Source organism: Xanthomonas axonopodis (assembly GCF_001304695.1).
GTDB classification, from domain to species: domain Bacteria; phylum Pseudomonadota; class Gammaproteobacteria; order Xanthomonadales; family Xanthomonadaceae; genus Xanthomonas; species Xanthomonas axonopodis.
In genome coordinates, this window is the sequence record NZ_JFAQ01000032.1 from 18,111 (window position 1) to 42,880 (window position 24,770).

Annotated in this window: 20 protein-coding genes, 1 other RNA gene and 1 pseudogene; 15 read left to right on the forward strand and 7 right to left on the reverse strand. The window is 64.7% G+C overall.

What is annotated here, in order from left to right:
• Positions 1-547 precede the first annotated feature (547 nt).
• Positions 548-724, forward strand: coding sequence for a hypothetical protein (locus XAXN_RS22360; protein ID WP_167694748.1), 177 nt, complete (start codon positions 548-550; stop codon positions 722-724).
• A 182-nt stretch (positions 725-906) separates the two neighbouring features.
• Here XAXN_RS22360 and XAXN_RS03170 read toward each other — a convergent pair whose 3' ends face one another.
• Genes XAXN_RS03170 through XAXN_RS03180 form a run of 3 tightly spaced genes read right to left on the reverse strand, consistent with a single transcriptional unit; the run spans position 907 to position 4,840 of the window.
• Complete coding sequence (locus XAXN_RS03170) at positions 907-3,204, reverse strand: xanthine dehydrogenase family protein molybdopterin-binding subunit (protein ID WP_054318463.1); 2,298 nt, start codon at positions 3,202-3,204, stop codon at positions 907-909.
• Positions 3,201-4,289 carry an FAD binding domain-containing protein gene (locus XAXN_RS03175; RefSeq protein ID WP_054318464.1) on the reverse strand — a complete coding sequence of 363 codons (1,089 nt, stop codon included), beginning with the start codon at positions 4,287-4,289 and terminating at the stop codon, positions 3,201-3,203. The genes XAXN_RS03170 and XAXN_RS03175 overlap by 4 nt, the downstream gene beginning before the upstream one ends.
• Positions 4,262-4,840 (reverse strand): (2Fe-2S)-binding protein, encoded by a 579-nt coding sequence (locus tag XAXN_RS03180; protein WP_054318465.1) that lies wholly within the window; start codon positions 4,838-4,840, stop codon positions 4,262-4,264. The genes XAXN_RS03175 and XAXN_RS03180 overlap by 28 nt, the downstream gene beginning before the upstream one ends.
• Positions 4,841-5,031: 191 nt before the next feature.
• Here XAXN_RS03180 and XAXN_RS03185 point away from each other — a divergent pair, with 191 nt between their 5' ends.
• The 4 genes and pseudogenes from XAXN_RS03185 to XAXN_RS03200 all read left to right on the forward strand — a co-directional run bounded on the left by XAXN_RS03185 (position 5,032) and on the right by XAXN_RS03200 (position 8,040).
• Complete coding sequence (locus XAXN_RS03185) at positions 5,032-6,351, forward strand: DUF763 domain-containing protein (RefSeq protein WP_054318466.1); 1,320 nt, start codon at positions 5,032-5,034, stop codon at positions 6,349-6,351.
• On the forward strand, positions 6,348-6,962 hold the full coding sequence (locus XAXN_RS03190; protein WP_054318467.1) for a GIY-YIG nuclease family protein: 615 nt from the start codon (positions 6,348-6,350) through the stop codon (positions 6,960-6,962). The genes XAXN_RS03185 and XAXN_RS03190 overlap by 4 nt, the downstream gene beginning before the upstream one ends.
• A gap of 41 nt (positions 6,963-7,003) precedes the next feature.
• Complete coding sequence (locus XAXN_RS03195) at positions 7,004-7,345, forward strand: cupin domain-containing protein (protein WP_054318468.1); 342 nt, start codon at positions 7,004-7,006, stop codon at positions 7,343-7,345.
• Positions 7,346-7,523: 178 nt separating this feature from the next.
• A pseudogene (locus XAXN_RS03200) lies at positions 7,524-8,040 on the forward strand (DUF6496 domain-containing protein).
• A 206-nt stretch (positions 8,041-8,246) separates the two neighbouring features.
• On the opposite strand, the gene XAXN_RS03205 reads toward XAXN_RS03200, so the two are convergent.
• A complete protein-coding gene (locus tag XAXN_RS03205) occupies positions 8,247-8,672 on the reverse strand; it encodes a type II toxin-antitoxin system death-on-curing family toxin (protein WP_054318469.1) in 426 nt (141 codons plus the stop codon).
• 9 nt (positions 8,673-8,681) lie between these two features.
• Positions 8,682-8,903, reverse strand: coding sequence for an AbrB/MazE/SpoVT family DNA-binding domain-containing protein (locus tag XAXN_RS03210; RefSeq protein ID WP_014502325.1), 222 nt, complete (start codon positions 8,901-8,903; stop codon positions 8,682-8,684).
• 150 nt (positions 8,904-9,053) lie between these two features.
• Here XAXN_RS03210 and lexA point away from each other — a divergent pair, with 150 nt between their 5' ends.
• The 4 genes from lexA (at position 9,054) to XAXN_RS03230 (ending at position 15,166) form a co-directional block, all read left to right on the forward strand.
• Complete coding sequence (lexA, locus tag XAXN_RS03215) at positions 9,054-9,659, forward strand: transcriptional repressor LexA (RefSeq protein ID WP_054318470.1); 606 nt, start codon at positions 9,054-9,056, stop codon at positions 9,657-9,659.
• A gap of 1 nt (position 9,660) precedes the next feature.
• Complete coding sequence (imuA, locus tag XAXN_RS03220) at positions 9,661-10,314, forward strand: translesion DNA synthesis-associated protein ImuA (RefSeq protein WP_054318471.1); 654 nt, start codon at positions 9,661-9,663, stop codon at positions 10,312-10,314.
• Positions 10,315-10,323: 9 nt separating this feature from the next.
• Complete coding sequence (locus tag XAXN_RS03225) at positions 10,324-11,742, forward strand: Y-family DNA polymerase (RefSeq protein ID WP_054318472.1); 1,419 nt, start codon at positions 10,324-10,326, stop codon at positions 11,740-11,742.
• A 181-nt stretch (positions 11,743-11,923) separates the two neighbouring features.
• Entirely contained in the window at positions 11,924-15,166 is a 3,243-nt protein-coding gene (locus XAXN_RS03230) for an error-prone DNA polymerase (RefSeq protein WP_054318473.1), read from the forward strand.
• A gap of 146 nt (positions 15,167-15,312) precedes the next feature.
• On the opposite strand, the gene XAXN_RS20420 is transcribed toward XAXN_RS03230, so the two are convergent.
• Entirely contained in the window at positions 15,313-15,498 is a 186-nt protein-coding gene (locus XAXN_RS20420) for a hypothetical protein (RefSeq protein ID WP_134980356.1), read from the reverse strand.
• Between the two features lie 100 nt (positions 15,499-15,598).
• Between XAXN_RS20420 and XAXN_RS03235 the strand changes: the two genes are divergently transcribed.
• From XAXN_RS03235 to XAXN_RS03255, 5 genes are all read left to right on the forward strand, one after another.
• Positions 15,599-17,191, forward strand: coding sequence for an alpha/beta hydrolase family protein (locus tag XAXN_RS03235; RefSeq protein WP_054318477.1), 1,593 nt, complete (start codon positions 15,599-15,601; stop codon positions 17,189-17,191).
• A gap of 209 nt (positions 17,192-17,400) precedes the next feature.
• A complete protein-coding gene (locus XAXN_RS03240; RefSeq protein ID WP_054318474.1) occupies positions 17,401-18,219 on the forward strand; it encodes an HDOD domain-containing protein in 819 nt (272 codons plus the stop codon).
• Positions 18,220-18,653: 434 nt separating this feature from the next.
• Positions 18,654-20,624 (forward strand): OPT family oligopeptide transporter, encoded by a 1,971-nt coding sequence (locus XAXN_RS03245; protein WP_054318475.1) that lies wholly within the window; start codon positions 18,654-18,656, stop codon positions 20,622-20,624.
• 713 nt (positions 20,625-21,337) lie between these two features.
• Positions 21,338-22,174: a transporter gene (locus XAXN_RS03250; RefSeq protein ID WP_054318476.1), complete on the forward strand. Its 837-nt coding sequence runs from the start codon at positions 21,338-21,340 to the stop codon at positions 22,172-22,174.
• Positions 22,175-22,308: 134 nt separating this feature from the next.
• The gene (locus XAXN_RS03255; RefSeq protein WP_054318478.1) at positions 22,309-24,429 is read left to right on the forward strand and encodes an alpha/beta hydrolase family protein; all 2,121 of its coding nucleotides are present in this window, start codon (positions 22,309-22,311) and stop codon (positions 24,427-24,429) included.
• 83 nt (positions 24,430-24,512) lie between these two features.
• Here XAXN_RS03255 and XAXN_RS20425 read toward each other — a convergent pair.
• Positions 24,513-24,588: non-coding RNA, sX9 sRNA (locus tag XAXN_RS20425), on the reverse strand.
• Between the two features lie 35 nt (positions 24,589-24,623).
• On the opposite strand from XAXN_RS20425, the gene XAXN_RS20430 reads away from it, so the two are divergent.
• Positions 24,624-24,770 (forward strand): transposase (locus tag XAXN_RS20430; RefSeq protein WP_209018935.1); only part of this gene is annotated, 147 nt, incomplete at its 3' end.

Consider the following 24,770-nt stretch of genomic DNA (forward strand, 5'->3'; position numbering starts at 1 on the left):
GACGGCCCGCGCAGCACGCTGGTCATCGCAGCGTGCATCAGGTCAGCTGTTCAAAACTGGCCGACACAACCGGTAGCGTCGGTCGACTGTGCCACCCACCCATCGAACAGGCCTCGCTCCAAGGTCGGCGTTGTGGCCGGAATAGCTCAGCGGCTCACCGGGCGCCAGCAGCGCCACGTCGGCACTGCGCGCGGCTGCTACCTGTGGTCTGCAGCGCTTGGATAGCGGGTGATCGAAGGCGCAGCGCTCCACGACCTGCGGCAGGCTGGGGTTTGTCATTCGGCGGCGTTCTTCGCCACTGGTCGCGCGACAGCGGAACTGATAAGTGGCCGAAACCGCGTGCGCGACACATAGGACCTGCAGACCGAACTACGACATCTGTTCGATATATGGGTGGTTGAAGCCGTAGCGGCGGTGGTCGATTCGGAAAACGGCACTGGTCAGCAATTGCGGCGTGCATGCGCCCGAAGCATTGGATGCGCTTTACCAGCAGCTGGAAGACACGCTGGTGCAGCTGTTGCGCCCGCATGTGTGCAGAGGCAGCGTAATGTCGGCCGAAGATCTCGACCAAATCCTGCCGCTTGCGACCAACCAGCCTGAAAGCGTCGGCCAACAACGAGTCGGTCTTGAGGCGGCTGTTGCCGGCCAGATCACCATGGCCGTGGCCACGGTGCGCATAGGTGCTGGCGAGGCATCAGGCAAGAAGAAGTCCGCGCGACGCTGATGCGGCGACTGGCATTTACAGCACCGCTCACACTCGACGCTGCACCGCTGCGATAACACGATGGGCCCAGTGCACCGAATGCATTGGGCCCATCGTCGTGACCAATGAGAGAAGCGGCACGTTTTCGTAAGCTATCTTATCGCTGCGCCATGCATCCATACAGGCGCAACGTGCCACGCAGGTCAGTCCGCCATCACCTTGTCCGGCGTCATCGGCGTGCTGCGGATGCGCTTGCCGGTGGCGTGGAAAATGGCGTTGCAGATGGCCGCCGAAACACCGACCAGGCCAATTTCGCCGACACCTTTCGCCCCCAGGCTGCTCACGACGAGGTCGTCTTCGTCCGCGAAGATCACATCGATGTCGTGGATGTCGGCGTTGGCGGAGACGTGATACAGCGCCAGGTCGTGATTCATGAAACGGCCGAAGCGATGGTCCGATTGGGTGTGCTCGTGCAGCGCCTGGCCAATGCCCCAGACCACGCCGCCAACGATCTGGCTGCGTGCGGTGATCGGATTGAGGATGCGCCCGGCGGCAATTGCGCTGACCACGCGGGTGACCCGCACTGTGCCAAGCTCCTCATCCACCCGGACTTCCACAAACACGGCGCCATGCGTGGCACGGGTGTACTTGCGTTGCTTGAGTACGTTCGGCAGCAGCAGGAATTTGTCTTCGATCTGCTCCAGCCCTGCGGTGCGCAGCAAGTCGGTCAAGGCGATGGCGCTGCCGGCATCGGCCCGCAATGCGAGCTTGCCGTCGGCAAAGACCACATCGTCTGGTTTGGCCTTGGCGAAACGCGACTCCGGCAGGGCCTGTGCCAGCCGTAGCAACCGGCCACGCAGCTTGCCGCACACGCCATCCACTGCCGAGCCCACCGTGGTGACATGCGAGGAGCCGCCTTCGATCGGCGCAACCGGCAAGGTGGAGTCGCCAAGTTGAAACCTCACCTGTTCCAGCGGCAGACCCAAGGCCTCGGCAGCGATCATCGCCATCACCGTATAGGTGCCGGTGCCGATATCGCTGGCCGCGCTGCTGACCACCAAACGGCCGTCGGCATGCAGTACCGCATGTGCGCGCGCGAACATCTGCATCGCATCCCATTGCCCGGTGGCCATGCCCCAGCCCAGCCATTCGCTGCCTTCCTTGCGCGCGCGCGGTTGCAAGGGACGTTGCGCCCAACCGAAGCGCTCGGCGCCTTGCTCGTAACACTGGCGCAGCGCCTTGGTGGAGTAGGGCTTGTGGTCGGCCGGATTGACCTCGGCGTAGTTCTTCAGGCGTAGCGCCAACGGATCGATGCCGACCTCATAGGACAGCTCGTCCATCGCCACTTCCAGCGCGTGCACCCCATGCGCGGCGCCGGGCGCTCGCATGTCGATCGGACTGTATTGGTCCAGACTCACCAGCTTGTAGCCCAGGTGCACGTTGTCGCAGGCGTACAACTGGCCGCTCCAGTTGACCACTACCTCCACATAGTCTTCGATGCGCGAGGTTTCGGCGATCGCTTCATGCCAGATGGAGCGCAAGGTGCCATCGCGGTCTGCGCCGAGCTTGAGCCGCTGCAGCGTTTCCGGGCGGTGGCCGAAGGTGAACATCTGTTGCCGCGTCAGCACCACACGCACCGAGCGATCCAGCAGGATCGACGCCATCACCGCCAGCGGCAGTTGATACTGCGGGCGCAGCCCGGAGCCGAACGCGCCGCCCACGTACGGGTTGCGCACCGTCACCTTGCGCTTGCTCAGCCCAAACACATGCGAGACATACCAACGGCTGTTCTGCGAGCCCTGGGTTTTGTCGTAAATGGTGAAGTGGCCGTCGGTATCGCGGATGACGGTGGACGCAAACAACTCCATCGGGTTGTGATGCTCCACGCCGCTGCAGTAGTCGGCCTGTACCTGGCAGGCAGCATTGTCGAACGCGTTCTGCGGATCGCCCTTGTCCTTGGGCGGCGGCGAAAATCCGGCCTTCAGCGGCTTGGGCGTATGTGCACGGTCCAGGTTGGTCATCAGATTGGTGTCGTGCGGGTCCTGCAACAACTCCACTTCCACCAGATGCGCGGTGTGGCGCGCCGCTTCGAAGGTCTCGGCAACCACCAGCGCGATGGGCTGGCCGCTGTACAGGATCTTATTGTCGTACAAGGGACGGAAGGGCGAGCCGGCCGGTGCCGTCATGTCCTTGTAGAACAGGTCCATGCCGCGCATGTGCGGGCGGTTTTCGTGGGTGACGATCTCCAGCACGCCGGGGACTGCACGCGCTGCATCCAGATGGAAGGCAACGATCTCACCCTTGGCAATGCTGCTGTTGACCACCACGCCATAGGCCAGATCCGGCACCGGCCATTCGGCGGCATAACGGGCCTGGCCGGTGACTTTTGCGCGTCCGTCGATGCGCGTGACGCCGGTGCCGGTAGGGCGATAGCCGGTGCCGCTGTCGGCAACAGATGGGGTCAGCTCGCTGTCGGACAGGTCGGGGCTGCGTGCGTTCATGGCGATTCCTCCAGCGCACTGGTGCGCCCGCGGTTGTCGATGGTGCCCTCGCGCGCAACGCTCAATGCGCGCACGATGGCGCGGCGTGCCAGCGGCAGCTTGAAGGCGTTTTCGCCCTGCGGTTGCGCGCCCTGCAGCAGCGCATCGGCCAGGCGGCCGAAGGTGTCGGCATTGGCCGGCTGGCCGACCAGCTGTGCCTCTGCCTCGGCATTGCGCCAGGGTTTGTGCGCCACGCTGCCCAGGGCAACGCGCACCTCTCGGATGCTGCCGTCTTCGGCCAGATCCAACGCGGCCGCCACCGACACCAGCGCGAACGCGTAGGAGAGGCGCTCGCGGATCTTGAGATAGGCGCTGTGCGCAACGAAGCGCTGCGCATCGGGAAGATCGATATGCACGATCAGTTCGTCCGGCGCCAAGGTGCTATCCAGTTCCGGGTGATCGCCAGGCAGGCGGTGGAACTGCGCGAACGCAATGTCGCGTGTGCCCTTGGCGCCCTGCACATGCACCACTGCATCCAGCGCGGCCAATGCTACGCACATATCCGATGGGTGCGTGGCGATGCAATGCGCGCTGGTGCCGAGAATGGCGTTGTATTTGGTCAGCCCGCCAATGGCCGAACAGCCGGCGCCCGGGTCGCGTTTGTTGCAGGGGGTGGCATGGTCGTAGAAATACATGCAGCGCGTGCGCTGCAGCATGTTGCCGCCATTGCTGGCCATGTTGCGGATCTGCGGCGAAGCGCCGGCCAGAATCGCCGCGCTCAACAAGGGGTAACGCGTCTCCACCTCCGGGTGATACGCGGTGTCGGCATTGCGCGCCAGCGCACCTAAGCGCAGGCCGCCGTCGGGTTGGGTGCTGATGCTGTCCAGCGGTAGCCGATTGATGTCGACCAGGCTGCTGGGTCGCATCAGCTGCAGTTTCATCAGGTCGGTCAGATTGGTGCCGCCGGCGATGAAGCGTACCGGTGCCTCGGAGGGCACCGGCTGCGCGTCGCCGCTGCGCACTGCAATAGCGCCGAGTGCGGCATCGACGGTGTCCGGGCGTGTGTAGGTGAGCGGAATCATGCCGGCACCGTCCCGGGTGTCCACGGAGTGGCCGCGCTGTCGCTGCTGTCGCTGGGCTTGCCCAGCACTTCCATCACGGCATCGGTAATCTGCGGATAAGCACCGCAACGGCAGATATTGCCGCTCATCAGTTCACGCACCTGGTCGCGGTCGTGCGCCTTGCCTTCATTGATCAAGCCCACCGCCGAGCACAACTGCCCCGGGGTGCAATAGCCGCACTGAAATGCGTCGTTGGCGATGAAGGCGCGTTGCAGCGGATGCAGTGCGTCGCCGTCGGCCAGCCCTTCGACGGTGGTGATGTCGGCACCGTCCTGCATGACGGCCAGAGTCAGGCAGCTGTTGATGCGGCGGCCATCGACCAGCACCGTGCAAGCGCCGCATTGGCCATGGTCGCAACCCTTCTTGGTGCCGGTGAGGTCGAGGCGGTCGCGTAGCAGGTCGAGCAGGCTCACCCAGGCTTCGAGTTGCAAGTGATAAGGCTGACCGTTGATGCGCAGGTTGACCGGGTAGGTCGGCGCACTGATGGTGGCAGTGGCCGGCGTCGTGTCATGGGCAGTGGCGGGTGTGGCAGTCACGCGAACCCCGTGGCGATGGCTGAGGAGAAGGACCACCACCTTGACGGCGCTGTGGTCAACGCAAAGTGACCACGGCTGCGACTGGCGCCAAGGCTGAATTCGTCAGCTTTCCGCACGCGTTAGCGCGTTTGTGTCCCAGCTGTTGCGACGTGCCGACGTTATCCTGCCCGCATGGACAAAAGGTGGCAGCAATGAGCCGGCGTGGTGGCAGTGCGGATCTTCCCTTGCATGGCGGTCGCGTTCCGCATTGGTTGGCTGAGCGGATGACGCGGCTTGGCGCAGTGATGTGCGAGGCGATCGTGCACAGCTATGGGCGCGATGAATTGTTGCGGCGGCTTGCACATCCGTTCTGGTTTCAGTCGTTCGGTGCGGTCATGGGCATGGACTGGCATTCGTCCGGCATTACCACCAGCGTGATCGGCGCGCTCAAGCGCGGGTTGACGCCGCTGGCCGGCGAACTGGGCGTTCATGTCTGTGGCGGGCGCGACCGGCATTCGCGCGCCACGCCTTCCGAATTGCTGGCAGTGGGCGATGCGGTCGGGCTGGACGGCGCCGCACTGGCACAGGCCAGCCGCCTGGTCGCCAAGGTGGACAGCACTGCCGTGCAGGACGGCTTCGATCTCTACCTGCATGGGTTCATCGTCAGCGACGACGGCCGCTGGGTGGTGGTGCAGCAAGGCATGCACGGGCAGCGCAAGCAGGCGCGCAGGTATCACTGGCTCTCCGAAGGCCTGAGCAGTTTTGTGGATGCGCCGCATGCTGCCATCGATGGCGCGCATCAAGGCAACATCGTCAATCTTGCCGACCACCGCGCCGCTGCCTCGCGCGATGCACAGGTGGAGCTGCTGCGCAGCACAGCGCCGGACCGGCTGGCACGCCAATGGCAACAAATTGCCGGTGTAGAGGCGCCTGCGACGCAAGCTCCGCTCACCGGCGATCTGTTCGCCGGGCACGCCTGGGACCCGGCGCAACAACCGCATCTGTCCATGCCCGACCATCATGACGTGCGCAGCGAAAACGTGATCACGCGACGACTGCACGCCAGCCTTGCCGCCGCCGCCGAAGCCAGGCCGCGCGATTTCACCGCGCTGCTGCAAGTGCCTGGCGTGGGTGCGCGCACGTTGCGTTCGCTGGCGATGGTGGCCGAGGTGATGCACGGCACCCCATGCCGTTTCAGCGACCCGGCGCGCTTTTCGCTTGCGCATGGCGGCAAGGACCGGCAACCGTTCCCGGTGCCCACACGCGTGCTCGATCACACCATCGGCGTACTCAAGCAAGCGATGCAGCAGGCCAAACTGGGCAACGACGAACGCTTGCAGGCGATCGCGCGGCTGGACGCACAGGCGCGTCGGCTCGAAGCCAGCGCACAAGGGCCGACGGTGGAAAACTACATCGCGCAGGAACGTCGCGATTCGCATCGCTATGGCGGGCGCAGCGTGTTCGGCTGGGAACCAATGCCGGAGGATGCGCACGCGGTGCAGCCGATCCAAGCGCATGCAGCCCGCCGATGAGCGTGCGCGCACGTAGCAGCACGCCAGTGGCCATCGACGGACGTTGCTTCACCTATGTGTTCCCGTGCCAGTGGGAAGACCATTGCAAGATCGGTTTCTCGCGCGATCCGTTGGGGCGCATCGGTAGCCTGCATCCGCGCTGGTTCGATTTTTTCGATCTGGAGCAGGGGCTGCTGGTGGAAACCGAGCACGAGCGCGATGCACGCGATCTCGAGCTGCAACTGCGGCGCCCGCTGCTTGCGCACAATGCACCGGCGCCGATGGCGATCCGCGCAGTGGCCGGTGGGCATACCGAATGGTTTCGGGGCGTGGGCGATGCATTGGAACATGCCGTGGCCGGATTGCAGCAGCAAGGGTATCGCGTGTTCGTGTTGCGCGATTGGCTGCAGGCGGCGATGGCCCAGCGTATCGATCGGCTCTACGACTGGGCCGCGGTGCAGTTGAGTGCGGATGAACTGGATGGACTGACCGGCCCCACGCCGGCGCAACGGGCGCTGCGCGATGTACTCGATGGTGACCGCACATTGGATTTACCCGTGCAGGCACATCTGCCTGAACACATTTGGGCTTGGTATTGCCGCAACCGCCGAGCATTGTTGCCAGCACGTTGACGTGCATCGCCTCAGCATCGCCTCAACCTGAGGAGTGCCTTATGCAAATTGCACAACTGACATTGACCGACGCATTCAAGGTGCTGTTTTCGCTGCGCCAGGTGCAAGCCGCTGAAATGGTGATTGCACCGGGCCAGGGCGAAGGCGGGCCCGACAATCGCCACCGTGGTGCCGATCAATGGCTGTACGTGGTGGACGGCACCGGCGAGGCAGTGATCGAGGGGCAGGCGCATGCACTGCGGGCCGGCAGCCTGATCGCCATCGAGCGCAGTGAGACGCACGAGATCCGCAATACCGGGAACACACCGCTGAAGACCGTCAACTTCTATCACCCGCCTGCCTACGATGCGCAAGGCGAACCGCTACCGGCAGGTGAGGCGTAGTGTGGTCGACGGGCGGTTGCACAGGTCTGTGCGGGAGACGCTGATGCGGTCAGTCGCTGTGCAAGTGCATGTGGTGGCGGGGCGCCAGGCACGCTTCAACGCCAGGTGAGTATCGCGCCCACTGTGCATTGACGCTGCGCTTGTTACATCGAGCCGACATCCACAGCCGAGAAGTGCCATGCCACAGGCCAAGACGCGCCGCGCTGCCTCCAAGGACAAGCACGAAGGAAAGGCGGCCAGTACCCAGGCCGGCGAATATGTTAAAGAAGAAATCCGAACAGGTACGCGAAGGCGCGCACGGTGTGAAAAGCACCAAGCAGGCCATTGCGATCGGCTTGTCCAAGGCGCGCCGCGATGGCGTGGACGTTGCACCGCCCGGTTCCGCGTCCAAGGCCACCAAGAAAAAAGCTGCACAGGACAAGGCCGCTGCAACGTCCCAAAAGCCGGTGTCGCCCACGCGCTCGGCCGGTGCCAAGAAAGCCCTCAAGACCGCCAGCAAGGGCATTGCCGCCAAGAAGACGGTGGGGAAAAAGGCATGGTCCAAACAGACCACGCGTGCCGCAAAAAAACGCACTGCCAGCGACCGTTCGACGGCAGCAAAGAAGGCGGCAAAGACCAAGGGCCCGGCCGTACGCAAGGCCGCCGCGAAGAAAGCGGCGGCGACGCGCAAGCGTGCCGAAGCCAAGGACGCTTAGCGCGGCGACCTAACGTGGCGAGCAGTTTTCAGGTGCGCATGGACGGAGCGGAGTCGTTGGAGGATGAGTGGTACACGCCGTCTCGGGTACCGACCTTGCCCGCCTGTTCGCTGCGCAGCCGTTTTTGTAGCCGCTTCTAGAATCCAGCAAATAGGCGTCCGCGCATCAGGCATGAGTAGCGGGTCTAATGCGACATGTCTTTCACCTCAGCCGTAGTTCGGTGCCGACTCATGTACGCGTTGCTGGTGCCGGGATTGCAACCGTGGACGTAGCCATGCTGCACACGCTTCTTCATCGAGCGAACCATCTGCCAGACCGATATAAAAACCATAGAGTTCCAGGTCACCTGCCTGCAAGGTGGCTCCATTGAGCACGATGAAAGTCTCGCAGGCCACCGCTGCGGTGCGCTTGTTGCCGTCGACAAATGGATGATTACGGGCCAGGCCATACGCCAGGCTCGCTGCTAGCGCCGCCAAGTCCGGAGGTGGGTCGCCATATGCCGATAGTTGTTTAGGTCTGGCAAGGGCTGAGTCGAGTAACGCATCGTCGCGCACACCGCTCCCGCCACCATGTTCGGCCAGCTGGCGGTCGTGAATAGCCAAGACAAGTGGCCGCTCGATCCAGATGATCATGCGTGTGCGTTACTGCGCCAGTTTGTTGAGCAAGGTGCGGCGCTCACGCATCACCTGCTCGGCCACATCCATCTGCGCGGCCAACGTCGGGTCGAAGGCGGTCAGCTTGATGCCGTCGGGCGTTTCCAGTGCATAGAGTTCGTCGCCCTTGCCCAGGCGCAGGCGGGCCAGCAGTTCCTTGGGCAGGATGACGCCGGCGGAATTGCCGATGGCGGTGATCTTGAGTTTCATGGCGGCATTCTCACGTTGATACGAAAGTTATAACCTTGCCGTTAGCCTGTCGCAAGTGGCGTGCTGAAGCGGCTCAGCAAGCCAGTCTCGCCTGCTGCGATCGATGGGTGTACAAATGTACACCTTGTCCCGTCCTGCTGCCGCGCCCCGATGCCATCGCTTTCCCCTCAATGTGCCGCCGTGCTGGTGTTTCTGCAGGAGCAGGCCCAGGCGGGCGTCTCGCCCAGTCTGGCCGAGATCGCGCACGCCTTCGGGTTTGCCTCGCGCAATGCCGCACAAAAGCACGTGCAGGCGCTGGCTGACGCCGGGTTGATCGAGCTGCTGCCCAATCAGAAACGTGGCATCCGCATGCCGGGTGGCGCCGGTCGCGATGCATTGCTGGCCTTGCCGGTGTTGGGGCGAGTGGCTGCAGGCCTACCGATCGGGGCGGATATCGGCCTGGAGCGTCAGCTCTGGCTGGACCGCGCGCTGTTCTCGCTGCGCCCGGATTACCTGCTGAAAGTGCAGGGCGATTCGATGATCGACGACGGCATCCTGGATGGCGACCTGGTGGGCGTGCACCGCAGCAACGAGGCGCGCGACGGGCAGATCGTGGTGGCGCGGGTGGATGGCGAAATCACCATCAAGCGCTTGGAACGCGGCGCCGAAACTATCCGCCTGCTGCCGCGCAATCGCGCGCATGCGCCGATCGTGGTGGCGGCCGATGCCGACTTCGCGATCGAAGGGCTGTACTGCGGCCTGATCCGGCAGGGCTGAGATAAGCCAGGAGCCGGCGCGCATCAGACAGGACGGCAATGCGGCCGTGGCACTGCCGCTGGACGCCCTGCTGGCCGCGCGCACGGTCTGGCGCGCGGGCCAGGGCACGGCCACCGCCAATGGCGGTGAATCCACTGGGCATGCGGCGTTGGATGCGTTGCTGCCCGATGGTGGCTGGCCGCGGCGCGCCTTGACCGAGTTGTTGTTGCCTGCGCATGGCATCGGCGAGATCGCCTTGTTGCTGCCCACGCTGGCACGCATGACCGCCAGCAGCAGCCGGGTGGTGCTGGTGGCGCCGCCGTTCATTCCTTACGCGCCGGCCTGGCAGGCTGGCGGGGTGGTGCTGGAGCATCTGGAAATCGTGCAGGCCGAGCCGCGCGAAGCGCTATGGGCGTTCGAACAATGCTTGCGCAGCGGCGCATGCGCTGCGGTACTGGGCTGGCCGCAGACCGGCGATGTGCGTGCGCTGCGCCGGTTGCAGGTGGCGGCCGATAGCGGCAACTGCTGCGCCTTCGCGCTGCGCGACCGCCGCCATGCGGTGAATGCATCGCCGGCGGCCTTGCGGCTGGAATTCCTGCCCGAGCGCGATGCCTGGCAGGTGCGCAAGTGCCGCGGCGGGCAGGTGCCGTCGCAGCCGTTGCGGCTGGCGCATTGAGGCGCGCGCATGTTGTGGGCCTGCATCTTATTGCCGCAGCTGGCGCTGGACGCTGTCCTTCGGCGCCTGGAAGAGCCGGACGCACCGTTGGTGCTGGTGGAAGGCCCGGCGCAGCTGCGCAGCCTGCATTCGGTCAATGCTGCCGCAGGCGCGGCTGGGCTGAAGGCCGGCATGCGGCTATCGGCGGCGCATGCCTTGATGACCCAGGTGCGCACCATCGATTACGACGCGCAAAACGAAGCACGCACGCAGCGGTTTCTCGCGGCCTGGGCGTATCGGCATAGCTCGCTGGTCAGCCAGCAGTGGTCGCGCGCCATCGTGCTGGAAGCCGGTGCCAGCTTTCGCCTGTTCGGCCCCTGGCCGCGCTTCGAACGTCGCCTGCGCGATGAGCTGCAGGCCTTGGGCTTCCAGCACCGGCTTGCGCTGGCACCCACGCCGCGCGCCGCACGCGTGCTGGCCGGCCTGCGCGACGGCATGGTGGTGACGCAATTGCCGGCCCTGCACAGCACGCTCGACAAGGTGCCTGTGCGCCGCGCTGCATTGCCCGACAATGCCGGCGAGCGCCTGCAGCACATGGGCGTGCGCACGCTCGCGGCGGTGCGTGGTTTGCCGCGCGACGGGTTGCGCCGGCGTTTTGGTGCGGGCCTGCTCGATCATCTGGATCGCCTCTACGGGCAGGTCAACGACCCGCTGGAGTGCTATGCGCCGCCAGACCACTTCGACCACCGCGTGGAGCTGGGCTATGAGGTGGAAACGCATCCGGCGCTGTTGTTCCCATTGCGCCGGCTGATCGGCGACCTGTGCACGTATCTGTCCATTCGTGATGGCGGCGTGCAGCGGTTTTTATTACGCCTGGAACACGAAGAAGGCGCGACCGATGTAGAGATCGGCCTGCTCACGCCGGAACGCGCGCCGGCCTTGCTGTTCGAGCTGGCCCGCAACCGGCTGGAGCGGGTGGAGATTCCGCGGCCGGTGGTGGCGATGCGCTTGCTGGCACGGCAGTTGCCACCGTTCGTGCCGGCCATGCGCGACCTGTCCGATCAACGTGCGCAGCAATCGGTGGAGTGGCCGCAACTGCGCGAGCGCCTGCGCGCACGGCTTGGCGATGGCGCGGTATATCGCGTCTTGCCGGCCGACGACCCGCGCCCGGAGCGCGCCTGGCGTCGCGCCATCGGCGATGCGGTGCGCGAAGCCGCTGCGCCGTCGCGTCCGCCGCGCCCCACCTGGTTGCTGCCGCAGCCGGTGCCGCTGCACGACCCGCACCTGCGCATCGTGTCCGGCCCGGAACGGCTGGAAAGCGGTTGGTGGGACGACGATGAAGCGCGTCGCGATTACTACGTGGTGGAGACTGCACGCGGCCGGCGTGGCTGGGCATTCGCCGCGCCCGGTCGGGTGGACGGCTGGATGCTGCATGGGTGGTTTGCGTGAGCGCAGGGATGCCATTGCAGGATCCGAGCGCGCGCTGCCTGGCTGCTGGTTGCGGTTTGGGGGCACGCTGCAGGCGCCGGGTCTCCAGGCAAAATGCAGCAGGGGCTGCAACGACACGATCCGTCGTCCACTGCAAAGCTCGTGCGATACAGCATGGTGCTGTTGAAGGCACCCAGCATCCATGAGCTGGGATGACGCCGTCGATGGTGTGGACCGCGACACGCCCGGCGGGCGCATGCCGCGCGCCTGGAATGTGGCTGCACGCCTGCGCGCGGCCAATGACGATATCGTCCATGCGCAGCAGGCCGATGGGCTGCCTGCATATGCCGAGCTGCATTGCCTGTCGGACTTTTCGTTTCTGCGTGGTGCCTCCAGTGCCGAGCAGTTGTTCGCACGCGCGCAGCATTGCGGCTACAGCGCCTTGGCCATTACCGACGAGTGCTCGCTGGCCGGCATCGTGCGTGGCCTGGAAGCGTCGCGTGTCACCGGCGTGCGGTTGATTGTCGGCAGCGAATTCACCCTGGTCGATGGCACCGGTTTCGTACTGCTGGTGGAGAACGCCCACGGTTACCCGCAGCTGTGCGGGTTGATCACGACCGCGCGGCGTGCGGCAAGCAAGGGCGCCTATCGCTTGGGGCGTGCCGAGGTGCAGGCGCAGTTTCGCGACGTGGTGCCGGGCGTGTTTGCGCTGTGGCTCCCCGGCGCGCAGCCGCAGGCGGAGCAGGGCGCCTGGTTGCGGCAGGTATTCGGCGAGCGGGCGTTTCTGGCAGTGGAATTGCATCGCGAACAGGACGATGCCGCGCGCCTGCAGGTTCTGCAGGCGCTGGCGCAGCAACTGGGCATGACCGCCTTGGCCAGCGGCGATGCGCATATGGCGCAGCGTCGCGAACGCATCGTGCAAGACACCTTGACCGCCATTCGCCACACGCTGCCGTTGGCCGAGTGCGGCGCACACCTGTTCCGCAATGGCGAGCGGCATCTGCGCACCCGGCGCGCGTTGGGCAATATCTACCCGGATGCGTTGTTGCAGGCCACCGTGGAGTTGGCGCAGCGTTGTACCTTCGATATTTCCAAGCTCCAATATACCTATCCCAGGGAACTGGTGCCGCAGGGCCATACGCCTGCCAGTTATCTGCGTCAGCTCAGCGAAATCGGGATACGGGAGCGCTGGCCGGATGGGGCGCCGAAAAAAATACGCGACGACATCGAAAACGAATTGGCATTGATCGCCGAACTGGAATACGAGGCGTTCTTTCTGACGGTACAGGATGTGGTGCGGTTTGCGCGTTCCAAAGAGATCCTGTGTCAGGGGCGTGGATCTTCAGCAAATTCGGCAGTCTGCTATGCACTGGGCATCACCTCGGTCGATCCGAGCAAGACGCGATTGCTGATCTCGCGCTTCTTGTCCAAGGCCCGTCACGAGCCGCCGGATATCGACGTGGATTTCGAGCACGAACGCCGCGAGGAGGTGTTGCAATACGTCTATACCAAATACGGGCGCGAACGCGCAGCGCTGGCGGCGACGGTGATCTGCTATCGCGGCAAGAGCGCGGTGCGCGATGTGGCCAAGGCCTTCGGTCTGCCACCGGACCAGATTGCCTTGCTGGCCAATTGCTACGGCTGGGGCAATGGCGAAACACCGATGGAGCAGCGCATCGAAGAAGCCGGCTTCGATCTGGCCAATCCGCTGATCACCAAGATCCTGCTCGTGACAGAACACCTGCGCGATCACCCACGGCATCTGTCGCAGCACGTGGGCGGATTCGTCATCTCCGACGAGCCGTTATCGTTGCTGGTGCCGGTGGAAAACGCCGCGATGGCCGACCGCACCATCATCCAGTGGGACAAGGACGATCTGGAAACCATGAAGTTGCTCAAGGTCGATTGCCTGGCCCTGGGCATGCTGACCTGCATTCGCAAGACGCTGGACCTGGTGCGTGGCCACCGTCATCGCGACTATGCGTTGGCGACCTTGCCGGATGAAGATGCGGCGACCTACAAGCTGATCCAGCGCGCCGATACGGTCGGCGTGTTCCAGATCGAGTCGCGTGCGCAGATGGCGATGCTGCCAAGGCTCAAACCGGCAGAGTTCTACGACCTGGTCATCGAAGTGGCGATCGTGCGACCTGGTCCGATCCAGGGCGACATGGTGCATCCGTACCTGCAACGTCGCAAAGACAAGAGCCTGATCAACTATCCCTCCGAAGGCGTCGAGAAAATTCTCGGGCCGACATTGGGGATTCCGCTGTTCCAGGAGCAGGTCATGGAATTGGTGATCCACGCCGGCTACGACCCTGACGAGGCCGACAAGCTACGCCGTTCGATGGCGGCCTGGCGCCGCGGTGGCGATATGGAATCGCATCGCGTGCGCATTCGCGCATTGATGGAGGCTAAGGGCTACGCCTCCAGCTTCATCGACCAGATCTTCGAACAGATCAAGGGTTTCGGTTCCTACGGTTTTCCGCAGAGCCATGCCGCCTCATTCGCCAAACTCGTCTATGCCAGCTGCTGGCTCAAACGCCACGAACCGGCCGCCTTCGCCTGCGGGCTGCTCAACGCGCAGCCGATGGGTTTTTATTCGGCCAGCCAGATCGTGCAGGATGCGCGCCGCGGCAGTCCCGAACGCGAACGCGTGGAGGTGCTGCCTGTGGACGTGCTGCACAGCGACTGGGACAACACCCTGGTCGGCGGCCGGCCGTGGCGCAGCGCTGCCGATCCCGGCGAACAACCGGCGATCCGGCTGGGCATGCGGCAAGTTGCCGGGTTATCGGAAGTGGTGGCAAATCGCATTGTCGCTGCACGCACGCAGCAGGTTTTCGCCGACATCGGCGACCTGTGCCTGCGCGCGGCACTCGACGAAAAAGCGCGCCTGGCCCTGGCCGAAGCCGGCGCCCTGCGGGGCCTGGTGGGCAACCGCAACGCCGCGCGCTGGGCGATGGCCGGTGTGGAGGCGCGTCGCCCGTTGCTGCCGGGCAGCCCGGAAGAACGCCCGGTGGAGTTCGAAGCACCGCGCGCGGGCGAAGAAATCCTGGCCGATTACCGCTCGGTCGGCCTGAGTCTGCGCCAGCATCCAATGGCGCTGCTGCGCCCGCAGATGCGCCAGCGCCGCATCCTGGGTCTGCGCGAATTGCAGGGCCGCCGCCATGGCAGCGGCGTCCATGTGGCCGGCCTGGTCACCCAGCGCCCGGCCACCGCCAAGGGCACCATCTTCGTCACCCTGGAAGACGAACAGGGCATGATCAATGTCATCGTCTGGCCGCACCTTGCGCTGCGTCGCCGCCGCGCGCTGCTGGAATCGCGCCTGCTCGCCGTGCGCGGTCGCTGGGAACGCGTGGACGGTGTAGAGCATCTCATCGCCGGCGACCTGTACGACCTCAGCAACCTGCTCGGCGACATGCAGCTGCCCTCGCGCGATTTCCATTGACGCTTTTTAGGTGAATGGATTGCTGCTGGATTCCGCACTCGGTTTGCCTACAACACGGAGCAGTACATGCGGAAATGGATCTTTCCTGCGGCCTTGGTGCTGCTGATGGCGGCCGGCACTGCCACTGCGCAGGTGGATGTCGGCGCCTACATCAAAAAAGACAAGTTCGCCGACATCAAGCTATCGCTCAGCGGTGCGTATTTCGCTGCGACCGTGCCGATGGAAGACAAGACCGCCCTTCCGATCATGCGGCGTTCGGACAACAGCATCGGTGCCACTTTCGTGCTGGAAAAAAACACGTACGTGAGCGATTTCGCCTGGGTCAGCGACACCCGCGTGTTGATTTCCGTTGCACAGAAGTACGGCCTGCTCGACAAGCCGCTGCCGACCGGCGAGCTGTATGCCATCAATGCCGATGGCACCGGAGTCGAGTTGCTGGTGAGTTACCGCGCACGCGGCACCGGCCTTGGCACCAACATCAAGGTCAAGAAGACCGAAGCGGTGGCCGCATTCCTGACCGATTCCTTGCTCGACGACGACCGCAGCGTGATCGTGGCGATCTGGCCGATGTCGGGGCAGGATCCCTATACCCGCGCAGAAAAGCTTGACGTCACCACCGGCCGCCGCCTCCCGCTGGCGCGTGCGCCGATTCAGCGCGCCAGCTTCACCACCGACCATCAGGGGCAGGTGCGCTTTGCGCAGGGGGCCGGCTCAGACAACGTGAGCAAGCTGTATTACCGCAAGGGCACCGGCGACGAATGGACGCTGATCAATGACGAGCAGGTCAGTGGCCATGTCGAAACACCGCTGGGTTTTTCGCAAGACGAGCGCATTGCGTATTTGCGCGTGCAAAGTGCCAATGGCCCCGATGCGCTCGTCGGCTGGGACATCCAGGCCGATCGCCGTGAGCAGGTGCTGCGTGGCGTGGTGGCCGACCCACTGGAGATCATCTACCGCAACGACACCAGCATTCCGGTCGGCGCCATTTTCATGGCCGACCGCCCACCCAGCCGCTTTTTCGACGAGCATGGTGCCGAAGCGCGGATGTATCACAGTCTGGAGGCGGCCTTTGCCGGCAATGCGGTGTGCGTGACCTCCAGCACCAAAGACGGCCGCTACGTGATGCTGGAAGCCTATTCGGGCAGCAACCCTGGCGATTTCTACGTGTTCGATACGCAAGAGAAAAAAGCCCAGCATGTGATCAGTCGGCGCGACTGGTTCGACCCCGAGCGCACGGCCACCGTGCAGCCGATTGCACTGCAGGCACGTGACGGGGTGCCACTGCATGGGTATCTCACGTTGCCGCGCAGCGGGGGCGACAAACCTCTGCCAATGGTGGTCATGCCCCATGGCGGTCCCTTCGAGATCTTCGACAGCTGGCAGTTCGACGACGATGCGCAGCTGCTGGCGCAGGCTGGTTATGCGGTGCTGCAGATCAATTTCCGTGGCTCGGGCAACTATGGGCGCGATTTCCAGCACGCCGGCGCGCGTCAGTGGGGCGGCACCATGCAGGACGATGTCACCGATGCAACGCGCTGGGCGATTGCCCAGGGGTATGCCAACGCACGCAAGATCTGCATCTTTGGCGCCAGTTATGGTGCGTACGCAGCCTTGATGGGAGCGGCCAGGGAATCGGGCCTGTATGCGTGCGCGGCCGGTTATGTGGGCGTCTATGACTTGCCGATGATGTTCACCAGCGGCGATATCCAGAAGCGCGGTTCCGGCGAGAACTACCTCAAGCAATGGTTGGGCGATCCGGCCATCCTGGCCGCACGGTCGCCGGTCAATCTGGCCAAGCAGATCAAGGTGCCGGTGTTTCTGGCTGCAGGGGGCGAAGACGAGCGCGCGCCCATCCAGCACAGCAAGCGAATGGAAGCGGCGTTGCGCCAGGCCGGCACGCCAGTGGAAACGCTGTACTTCGACACGGAAGGCCACGGCTTTTACACCGAGCCCCATCGACGCGCGTCCTACACCCAGCTGTTGGCGTTTTTATCCAGATCGCTGGGTGGCGCCAAGGCCGATTGAGGGTCATCGCGACGGCGGCCTTATCGAACTGTCGAGTTCGCTTGCCTCTTCGGTCAGCCGGGCCACGCGGTGAGGCAGTGCCTTGTACAGACCCAGCCAGAAGCTTGAGTGAATCGTCCTGCCGTCGGTCATTGGCAGTGAACCGGTCCGTGTTACACCATGCAGGTCCGCGCGGCCGCGCTGGCTTGTCTTTCACCCACGAGGCGATCATGAAGTTGGAGGCGTTGTTCGACCAGTTGCACACTTTGCCCACCGTGCCCAAGGTGGCGCAAGACCTGATCCGTCAATTCGACGATCCGCAGACCGATATCGATACGCTGGCGCACAGTATCGAGCGCGATCCGGTGATTGCCGCCAAAGTGTTGCGGCTGGCCAATTCGGCGCGCTTCCATGGCTTGCGCGATTCCACCAGCGTGGAAGACGCGGCCATGCGACTGGGTTTCAACACCTTGCGCACGCTGGTGCTGGCGTCGGCGATGACGGGCGCGTTCCGGGCCGGCAAGGGCTTCGACCTCAAGGCCTTCTGGCGGCACAGTTTCGAAGTGGCCGGCATCTGCCGCCTGCTGGCGCGCCAGCATGGGCTGGACCCGGAGACGGCCTTCACCTGCGGGATGATGCACAACATCGGCGAGCTTCTGATCCAGTCCGGTGCGCCGGAATACGCCAGCCGCATCAATCACGAAACCTCCTCTGCCGGTCACGCGGCCGAAGAAACCCTGCAACTGGGTTTCGGCTACCCGGAAGTGGGTGCCGAGCTGGCACGTCGCTGGCAGCTGCCCGTGGTGATCCAGGAAGCCATTGCGTATCAGGTCCGGCCCGCCGCGGCCCCGGACGGTGCACGCATGCCATTGCTGGTGGCCCGGGCGGTACTGGTCTGCGATGCGCTGCATGCGCATGGCGGCGCCACGCCGGTGGCATTGGAAGCAGTACGCAGCCCGCTGATGGACGGCGTGGATCTGGACGCGTTGTTCGCCGCGCTGCCGGAGGTCATCGAGGCCGATCGCGCCTTTGCCGAGTTGCTGCACTAAACCCTGGGCAGGACGCGCTGCGGCGTCATTGCCGGCGCAGCGGCGCGCATGCGCAGTCCGTTACGCCTTGCGTCGCACGCGCGGTGTCGGGCTGCTGCCATGCAGTGGTCGCCGCGCCGGGCGCAGAGATTCCGGCAGGCGTCAGCGCGATAACGCCCCGCTTCGCAGCAGCTGGCGCCAGCTGGCAGGCGCAGCGCACTTGTATCGACGCTGGCGTGAACGTGTTTGGAAACGTGCCCGCGTCCTCAACAGCAAACGCGCCGGATGCGTCTGCGATTGAACAGATTGCAACCCAGGCACCAGCGCGTGCGTCGGGTTGCCCCTGTGCAGCCCACCCGCCACAGCACGCACACTGTCACGCCGCGCCGCAGCTGGACTCGCGTGGACGCAGGGGCTAGCGTGGTGCGGATTTTTTGCCTACAGGGGAATGCCCAATGAGCCACGACGCGCAGCCGCGCCAGCTCACCTTCCGTGCCGTCGCGCTGGCCATCGTGCTGGCGGTCGTGCTGTCGGCCGCCAATGCCTACTTGGGCCTGTTCGCCGGCCTGACCATCGCCACCGCCATCCCGGCAGCCGTCGTGTCGATGGGTGTGCTGCGCCTGCTCGGCGGCGGCACCATCCTGGAAAACAACATCGTCCAGACCGGCGCGTCGGCCGGCTCGTCGATCGCGGCCGGGGTGATCTTCACCATCCCCGCGCTGGTGATCATGGGCTACTGGCCGGACTTCAAGTACTGGTGGGTGCTGGGCATTGCCGGCATGGGCGGCCTGCTGGGCGTGCTGTTCTCGGTGCCGCTGCGGCGCTCGATGATCGTCGAAGACCCGCTGCCGTTCCCCGAAGGCAAGGCGGCGGCCGAAGTGCTCAAGGCCGGCGAAAATCCCGGCCCGGGCCTGAAGATTCTGGCCATCTCCGGCGCTATCGGTGCGCTGGTCAAGCTCGGTGCGGCCAGCGGCCTGCGGGTGATCCCCGACACTTGGGCGCAGGCTACCTACCTGGGCAGCAGCCGTCTGGTCGGCTATATCGGCACCAACCTGTCGCCGGCGTTGCTGGGTGTGGGCTACATGGTCGGCTTGAACGTGGGCATCGTGGTGCTGTCCGGTTCGATCCTGTCCTGGCACATCGCCATCCCGTTGTATCAGCAGTTCTTCATGGGCTCGGACCCGGCAATGGCGCAGAGCCTGGTCGGTGCGTCGGCGGCCGATGCGGCGTTCGGCATCTGGGGCGCGAAGATCCGCTACCTCGGTGTCGGCGCGATGTTGATCGGTGGTGTGTGGACCCTGTTCTCGCTGCGGAAATCGCTGTTTTCCGGTATCAAGAGCGGCTTTGCGGCTGCGCGCAAGAGTGGCGGCGGAGTGGTTGCAGAAACCGAGCGCGATCTGCCGATGAAGTGGATGCTGGTGGCGCTGGTGCTGTGCACGCTGCCGCTGCTGGGCCTGTACCAGGCCATCGTGCAGCAGTGGCATGTGTCGGTCCCGATGACCATCATCATGATCGTGGCCGGCTTCCTGTTCGTCTCCGTTTCCGGCTATCTGGCGGGTTTGATCGGCTCGTCCAACAACCCGGTCTCGGGCATCACCATCTCCACCATCCTGTTCGCCTCGGCGGTGCTGGTGTTGCTGCTCGGCAAGAGCGGCCTGGTGCTGGTGGGCATCGGCGCCGCGCCGCTGGGCGCAGTGGCGGCCATCATGATCGGTGCGGTAGTGTGCTGCGCGGCGGCGGTGGGCGGGGACAACCTGCAGGATCTCAAGGCCGGTTATCTGGTCGGTGCCACACCGTGGAAACAGCAGCTGATGCTGGGCATCGGTGCGTTCTCGTGCGCATTGATCATGGCACCGGTGCTGAATTTGCTGGCCCAGGCCTACGGCATCGGCCCGGCCACGCCGCAGCATCCCAACTCGCTGGGTGCGCCGCAGGCGACGCTGATGGCCTCGGTGGCCAAGGGCCTGTTCGGCGGCCAGCTGCCGTGGAGCATGATCGCGATCGGTGCCGGCGTGGGCGCGGCCATCATCGCGCTGGACGAATGGCTGAAGGCCACCGGCAAGCGTTTCCGTGTACCGGTGCTGGCCGCGGCCATCGGTATCTATCTGCCGCTGGAACTGATGGTGCCGATCTTCCTCGGCGGGCTGATCGCGCATCTTGTAGAACGTTTCCACAACATCCGCGCCGATGACGAAGACGGCCGTGACCGCGTGCATCGTCCGGGCGTGCTGTTTGCCGCTGGCCTGATCACCGGCGAGGCACTGATGGGCATCGCCATTGCGGTGCCGATCGTGCTGTCCAGCCGCGCCGATGTGCTGGCATTGCCGGCCGCGCTACAGTTCAACCAGTGGTTCGGCCTGGCGATTCTGGCCCTGGTCGGCTGGCTGCTGTATCGCGTCGGCAAGCGCGGCGAACAGGCCGCCTGAGTGTGATACCCGATGGCGCATGCGCTCGGCATGCGCCATCTGCAAGCCGCGCTTGGTGGTATGCGCAGCTTGATCCAGCGCTGATGTGATGGATCGGGAAACAGCTGGCTGGGCCAACTGCCTCTCTCCGGCTAAGACAGATGGTTTACACACCAGTGCTGCAATGGTGCCAGGTCCTCCGCACGACGGCTGTCGATTCGCCGTTTCGATTGCATCGCTGCCACTGCGTCCGGCACACCCCATGCGAACCGTGCAGCATTGCCGCATGCGGGGCATCGCTGCCTGCATACCACCCGCTACCCGCCATCGACGTTCGCTGTCTTTGCGCCGGCTTTACGCCCTGCGCAGTTGCCGTGCATAGCGACTTTATGCCGCTGCTCCTTATCGTGCCGTCTCCCGCACAACGGTGCGCCATGAGTGGTGCATGCCTGGACTCATCTGATCCCCACCACGCTGTAGACCGTGGCGCGCTCACGCTGTGCATGACACCGCGCTGCCAGGCAAGTGCCTGGCAGTGCAAGCACGCGCACTCTCTGCAGCGGGCGTGCGCATCGCATCGCGACCGCGCTGATGCCACCCTGGAAAGACGTAGTTGCGGCACTGCCGACCAAGCGCAGTGCGGCCCTGCTCGCGTCGTAACGCCTTACTCATCCCACTCTTCAACGCTACACGGTCATGCGATCCGTGCCGCGCTTTGCCCTGGAATCACCGCAATGCCCACCATTACCTCGCGCTCGTCTTCCCGCAAGACACTGCTCGCCCTCATCGTTACGGCAGCGCTGAGCAGCCTCGCCGTTCAGGCGCAGGCGCAAGACGCCACCGACGCGGCGCTTTGCACCGATCGGCCGACCAAGGCCAATGCCACCTGCACCGTGCCGGCCGGCGATTGGCAGCTGGAAACCGACATCGGCAACGACACGCGCGACAGCCAGCCCGGCACACGCACAGAGACGGCGTACTTCACCAATCCCACGCTCAAGTATGGCGTCAGCGACCGTATCGATCTGCAACTCAACTGGGCGCCGCAGCTGCAGGTCAAAACCACCGACCGCGCCACCGGCGCGCGCAGCAGCCTGAGCGGCGGCGGCGATCTCTATCTGCGCATGAAGGCGCGTGTGTACGAGAGCGACACCGCCAGCGTGGCGCTGCTGCCGTTCGTCAAGGCGCCCACCGCGCGTACCGGCCTGGGCAACGACACCTGGGAAGGCGGCCTGGCGCTGCCGGTCAACTTCGTGCTGCCCAGCAGCTTCTCGCTGACGTTTGGTCCGGAACTGGATTGGTTGGCCGACAGCGATGGCAGCGGCAAGCATGTCGCCATCGTCAATGTGATCAATCTGGCGCGTCCGATCACGCCGAAGTTGTCGATGGCGGTGGAACTGTGGTCCTCGATCAACCGTGCCCCTGCGCAGACCGTCGAGCAATACTCGGCCGATATCGCGGCGTCGTATCTGCTCAACCCGCTGTTGCAGCTGGATGTGGGTGCCAATTTCGGCCTCAACGACCGCACGCCCGACACGCAGGTCTACGTCGGCCTGTCGCACCGCTTCTAACGCGCTCAGCCGCTCATGCCGCAGGCAAGCGGCATGGGCAAAGGCGCGTGACGGCGTGTTGCATGACCTCCTGCCTTTGCGCGTGCGCCGCAGCACCGCCTACCATCGAGGTTTTGCCGTTGCCGGAGATCTCGATGAAGCTGCATCACGCCGTATTGCCCCTGTGTTTGCTGGCCGCCATGCTAAGCCTTGCTGCCGCGCGCGGTTTCGATGTGCGCGACATGGTGGCGCTGGACCGGGTGTCCTCGCCCACGCTCAGCCCGGATGGCAGCGTGGTGCTGTTTACCAAGCGGCAAGCCAAGACCGGCAATGGCAAGCCCGCCACCAGCCTGTGGGTGCGTAATCTGCGCACCGGCGATTTGGCGCCGCCCAAGCGGCTCACCCCGGAAGGATGGAACGTCAACAGCCCGGCGTTGTCGCCGGACGGCAAGACGGTGTACTTCCTCAGCAGCAAATCCGGCAGCCAGCAGCTCTATGCGCAGCCGATGGCCGGCGGTACCCCGCACCAACTCACCGCGTTTGCGGTAGACGTGGACAGCTACAAGCTCTCGCCGGACGGCAAGCGCATCGCCTTCAGCGCGGGCGTGTTCCAGGACTGCGGTTCGGACCTGGCCTGCACCAAGAAGAAGCTGGGCGAGCTCAAGAACAACAAGGCCAGCGGCGTGGTGTACGACCAGCTGTTCGTGCGCCACTGGGACACCTGGAACGATGGCCGCCGCAATACCTTGTTCGTGGCCAAGTTGCCCGCGGCCGGTGCCAAGGCAGTGGTCGGGGCGTCGGCGATCAGCGCCACGCTGGCCGGCGACGTGCCGTCCAAGCCGTTCGGCGGCAACGACGATTACACCTGGTCGCCGGATGGCAGCACCGTGGTGGCCAGCGTGCGCATTCCGCAGTCGCATGGCCCGGAAACAGGGAAGAACGCCAAGGCCGGTGGCAAGCCGGTCGGCAACGACGAGCCGTGGCAGACCAACTTCGATCTGTACCGCCTGGATGCGACCGGCAAGTCCGCGCCGGTCAACCTGACCGCGGCCAACCCGGCCTGGGATGCCGGCCCGGTGTTCAGTACCGACGGCAAGACGCTGTACTACCGCGCCATGAAGCGCCCGGGCTTCGAGGCCGACCGCTTCGGCCTGATGGCGATGGATGTAGCCAGTGGCAAGACCCGCGAGATCGCGCCGAAGTGGGACCGTTCGGCCGGCGAAATCGTGCTGAGCGACGACGGCAGCAGCCTGTACACCAGTGCCGATGATCTCGGCGAGCATCCGCTGTTCAAGATCGATATCGCCAGCGGCGAGGCGACCAAGCTGGTGGGCGAGGGCAGCGTGCATGCACCGACGCTGGCTGGCAGCACGCTGGCGTTTACCCGCAACTCGCTCAAGAGCGATGATCAGATCTTCGTCAGCGACGTGCAGGGCCAGAATCTGCGTGCCATCACCCAGAGCGCGGGCGAGCAGCTGCCCGACGTGCAGTTCGGCGATTACGAGCAGTTCCAGTTCAAGGGCTGGAACAACGACACCGTGCATGGCTACGTGGTCAAGCCGTACAACTATCAGCAGGGCAAGACCTATCCGGTGGCGTTCCTGATCCACGGCGGTCCGCAGGGCAGCTTTGGCAATGGCTGGAGCAACCGTTGGAATCCGCAGACCTACGCCGGGCAGGGCTACGCGGTGGTGATGATCGACTTCCATGGCTCCACCGGCTACGGCCAGGAGTTCACCGACGCCATCAGCCAGCATTGGGGCGACCGCCCGCTGGAAGATCTGCAAAAAGGCTGGGCCGCCGCGCAGAAGCAATACGGCTTCCTCAACGGCGACAGGGCCTGCGCGTTGGGCGCCAGCTACGGCGGCTACATGGTCTATTGGATGGCCGGCAACTGGAACCAGCCGTGGAAGTGCCTGGTCGACCACGACGGCGTCTTCGACAACCGCACCATGGGCTATGCCACCGAGGAACTCTGGTTCAGCGAGTGGGAAAATGGCGGCACGCCGTGGCAGAACCCGGCCGGCTACGAGAAGTTCAACCCGGTGCTGCACGTGGACAAGTGGAAGGTGCCGATGCTGGTCATCCACGGTCAGCAGGATTTCCGCATTCCGGTCGAACAAGGCCTGGCAGCGTTCACCGCGCTGCAGCGCAAGGGCATCGATTCCAAGTTCCTGTATTTCCCGGACGAGAACCACTGGGTGCTCAAGCCGGATAACAGCATCTTGTGGCATGACACCGTCAACAGCTGGCTGAAGCAGCATATCGGCCAGTGACGGACGACCGACACGCCGCCGTGCGCGGCCGTGTCGATTGCTTGCGCAATGCGTGCTCCGGGTGACGAGCGCTGTCTAAGAGTGGCTAACGAAACGTAGCGAGCGGTCGTCAGGTGGGCGTGGACGGCGCACAGGAACCGGAGTGTACGAGGGGTACATGAGGATTCCGAGCACCGGCCGCGCCCGTCTGGCGGCTGTGCAGTAGTTTTGTTAGTCGCTCTAAGTGTTACCGGGCGTTGTATCGGTGGCGCTGGCCGAAGGGATTTCGCTGCCCGCAGTGCGACGGCCGCGCACGCTCGCGCTTTCGATGCGGTGAGCAGGTGTACGACCAGTGCCGTGCG

Bases quoted from the DNA above. Each gene is read 5' to 3' on its own strand.
- XAXN_RS22360 (WP_167694748.1), top strand. From the start codon at position 548: ATGTCGGCCGAAGATCTCGACCAAATCCTGCCGCTTGCGACCAACCAG.
- XAXN_RS03170 (WP_054318463.1), bottom strand. From the start codon at position 3,204: ATGAACGCACGCAGCCCCGACCTGTCCGACAGCGAGCTGACCCCATCT.
- XAXN_RS03185 (WP_054318466.1), top strand. From the start codon at position 5,032: ATGAGCCGGCGTGGTGGCAGTGCGGATCTTCCCTTGCATGGCGGTCGC.
- XAXN_RS03190 (WP_054318467.1), top strand. From the start codon at position 6,348: ATGAGCGTGCGCGCACGTAGCAGCACGCCAGTGGCCATCGACGGACGT.
- XAXN_RS03195 (WP_054318468.1), top strand. From the start codon at position 7,004: ATGCAAATTGCACAACTGACATTGACCGACGCATTCAAGGTGCTGTTT.
- XAXN_RS03205 (WP_054318469.1), bottom strand. From the start codon at position 8,672: ATGATCATCTGGATCGAGCGGCCACTTGTCTTGGCTATTCACGACCGC.
- XAXN_RS03210 (WP_014502325.1), bottom strand. From the start codon at position 8,903: ATGAAACTCAAGATCACCGCCATCGGCAATTCCGCCGGCGTCATCCTG.
- lexA (WP_054318470.1), top strand. From the start codon at position 9,054: ATGCCATCGCTTTCCCCTCAATGTGCCGCCGTGCTGGTGTTTCTGCAG.
- XAXN_RS03225 (WP_054318472.1), top strand. From the start codon at position 10,324: ATGTTGTGGGCCTGCATCTTATTGCCGCAGCTGGCGCTGGACGCTGTC.
- XAXN_RS03230 (WP_054318473.1), top strand. From the start codon at position 11,924: ATGAGCTGGGATGACGCCGTCGATGGTGTGGACCGCGACACGCCCGGC.
- XAXN_RS03240 (WP_054318474.1), top strand. From the start codon at position 17,401: ATGAAGTTGGAGGCGTTGTTCGACCAGTTGCACACTTTGCCCACCGTG.
- XAXN_RS03245 (WP_054318475.1), top strand. From the start codon at position 18,654: ATGAGCCACGACGCGCAGCCGCGCCAGCTCACCTTCCGTGCCGTCGCG.
- XAXN_RS03250 (WP_054318476.1), top strand. From the start codon at position 21,338: ATGCCCACCATTACCTCGCGCTCGTCTTCCCGCAAGACACTGCTCGCC.
- XAXN_RS03255 (WP_054318478.1), top strand. From the start codon at position 22,309: ATGAAGCTGCATCACGCCGTATTGCCCCTGTGTTTGCTGGCCGCCATG.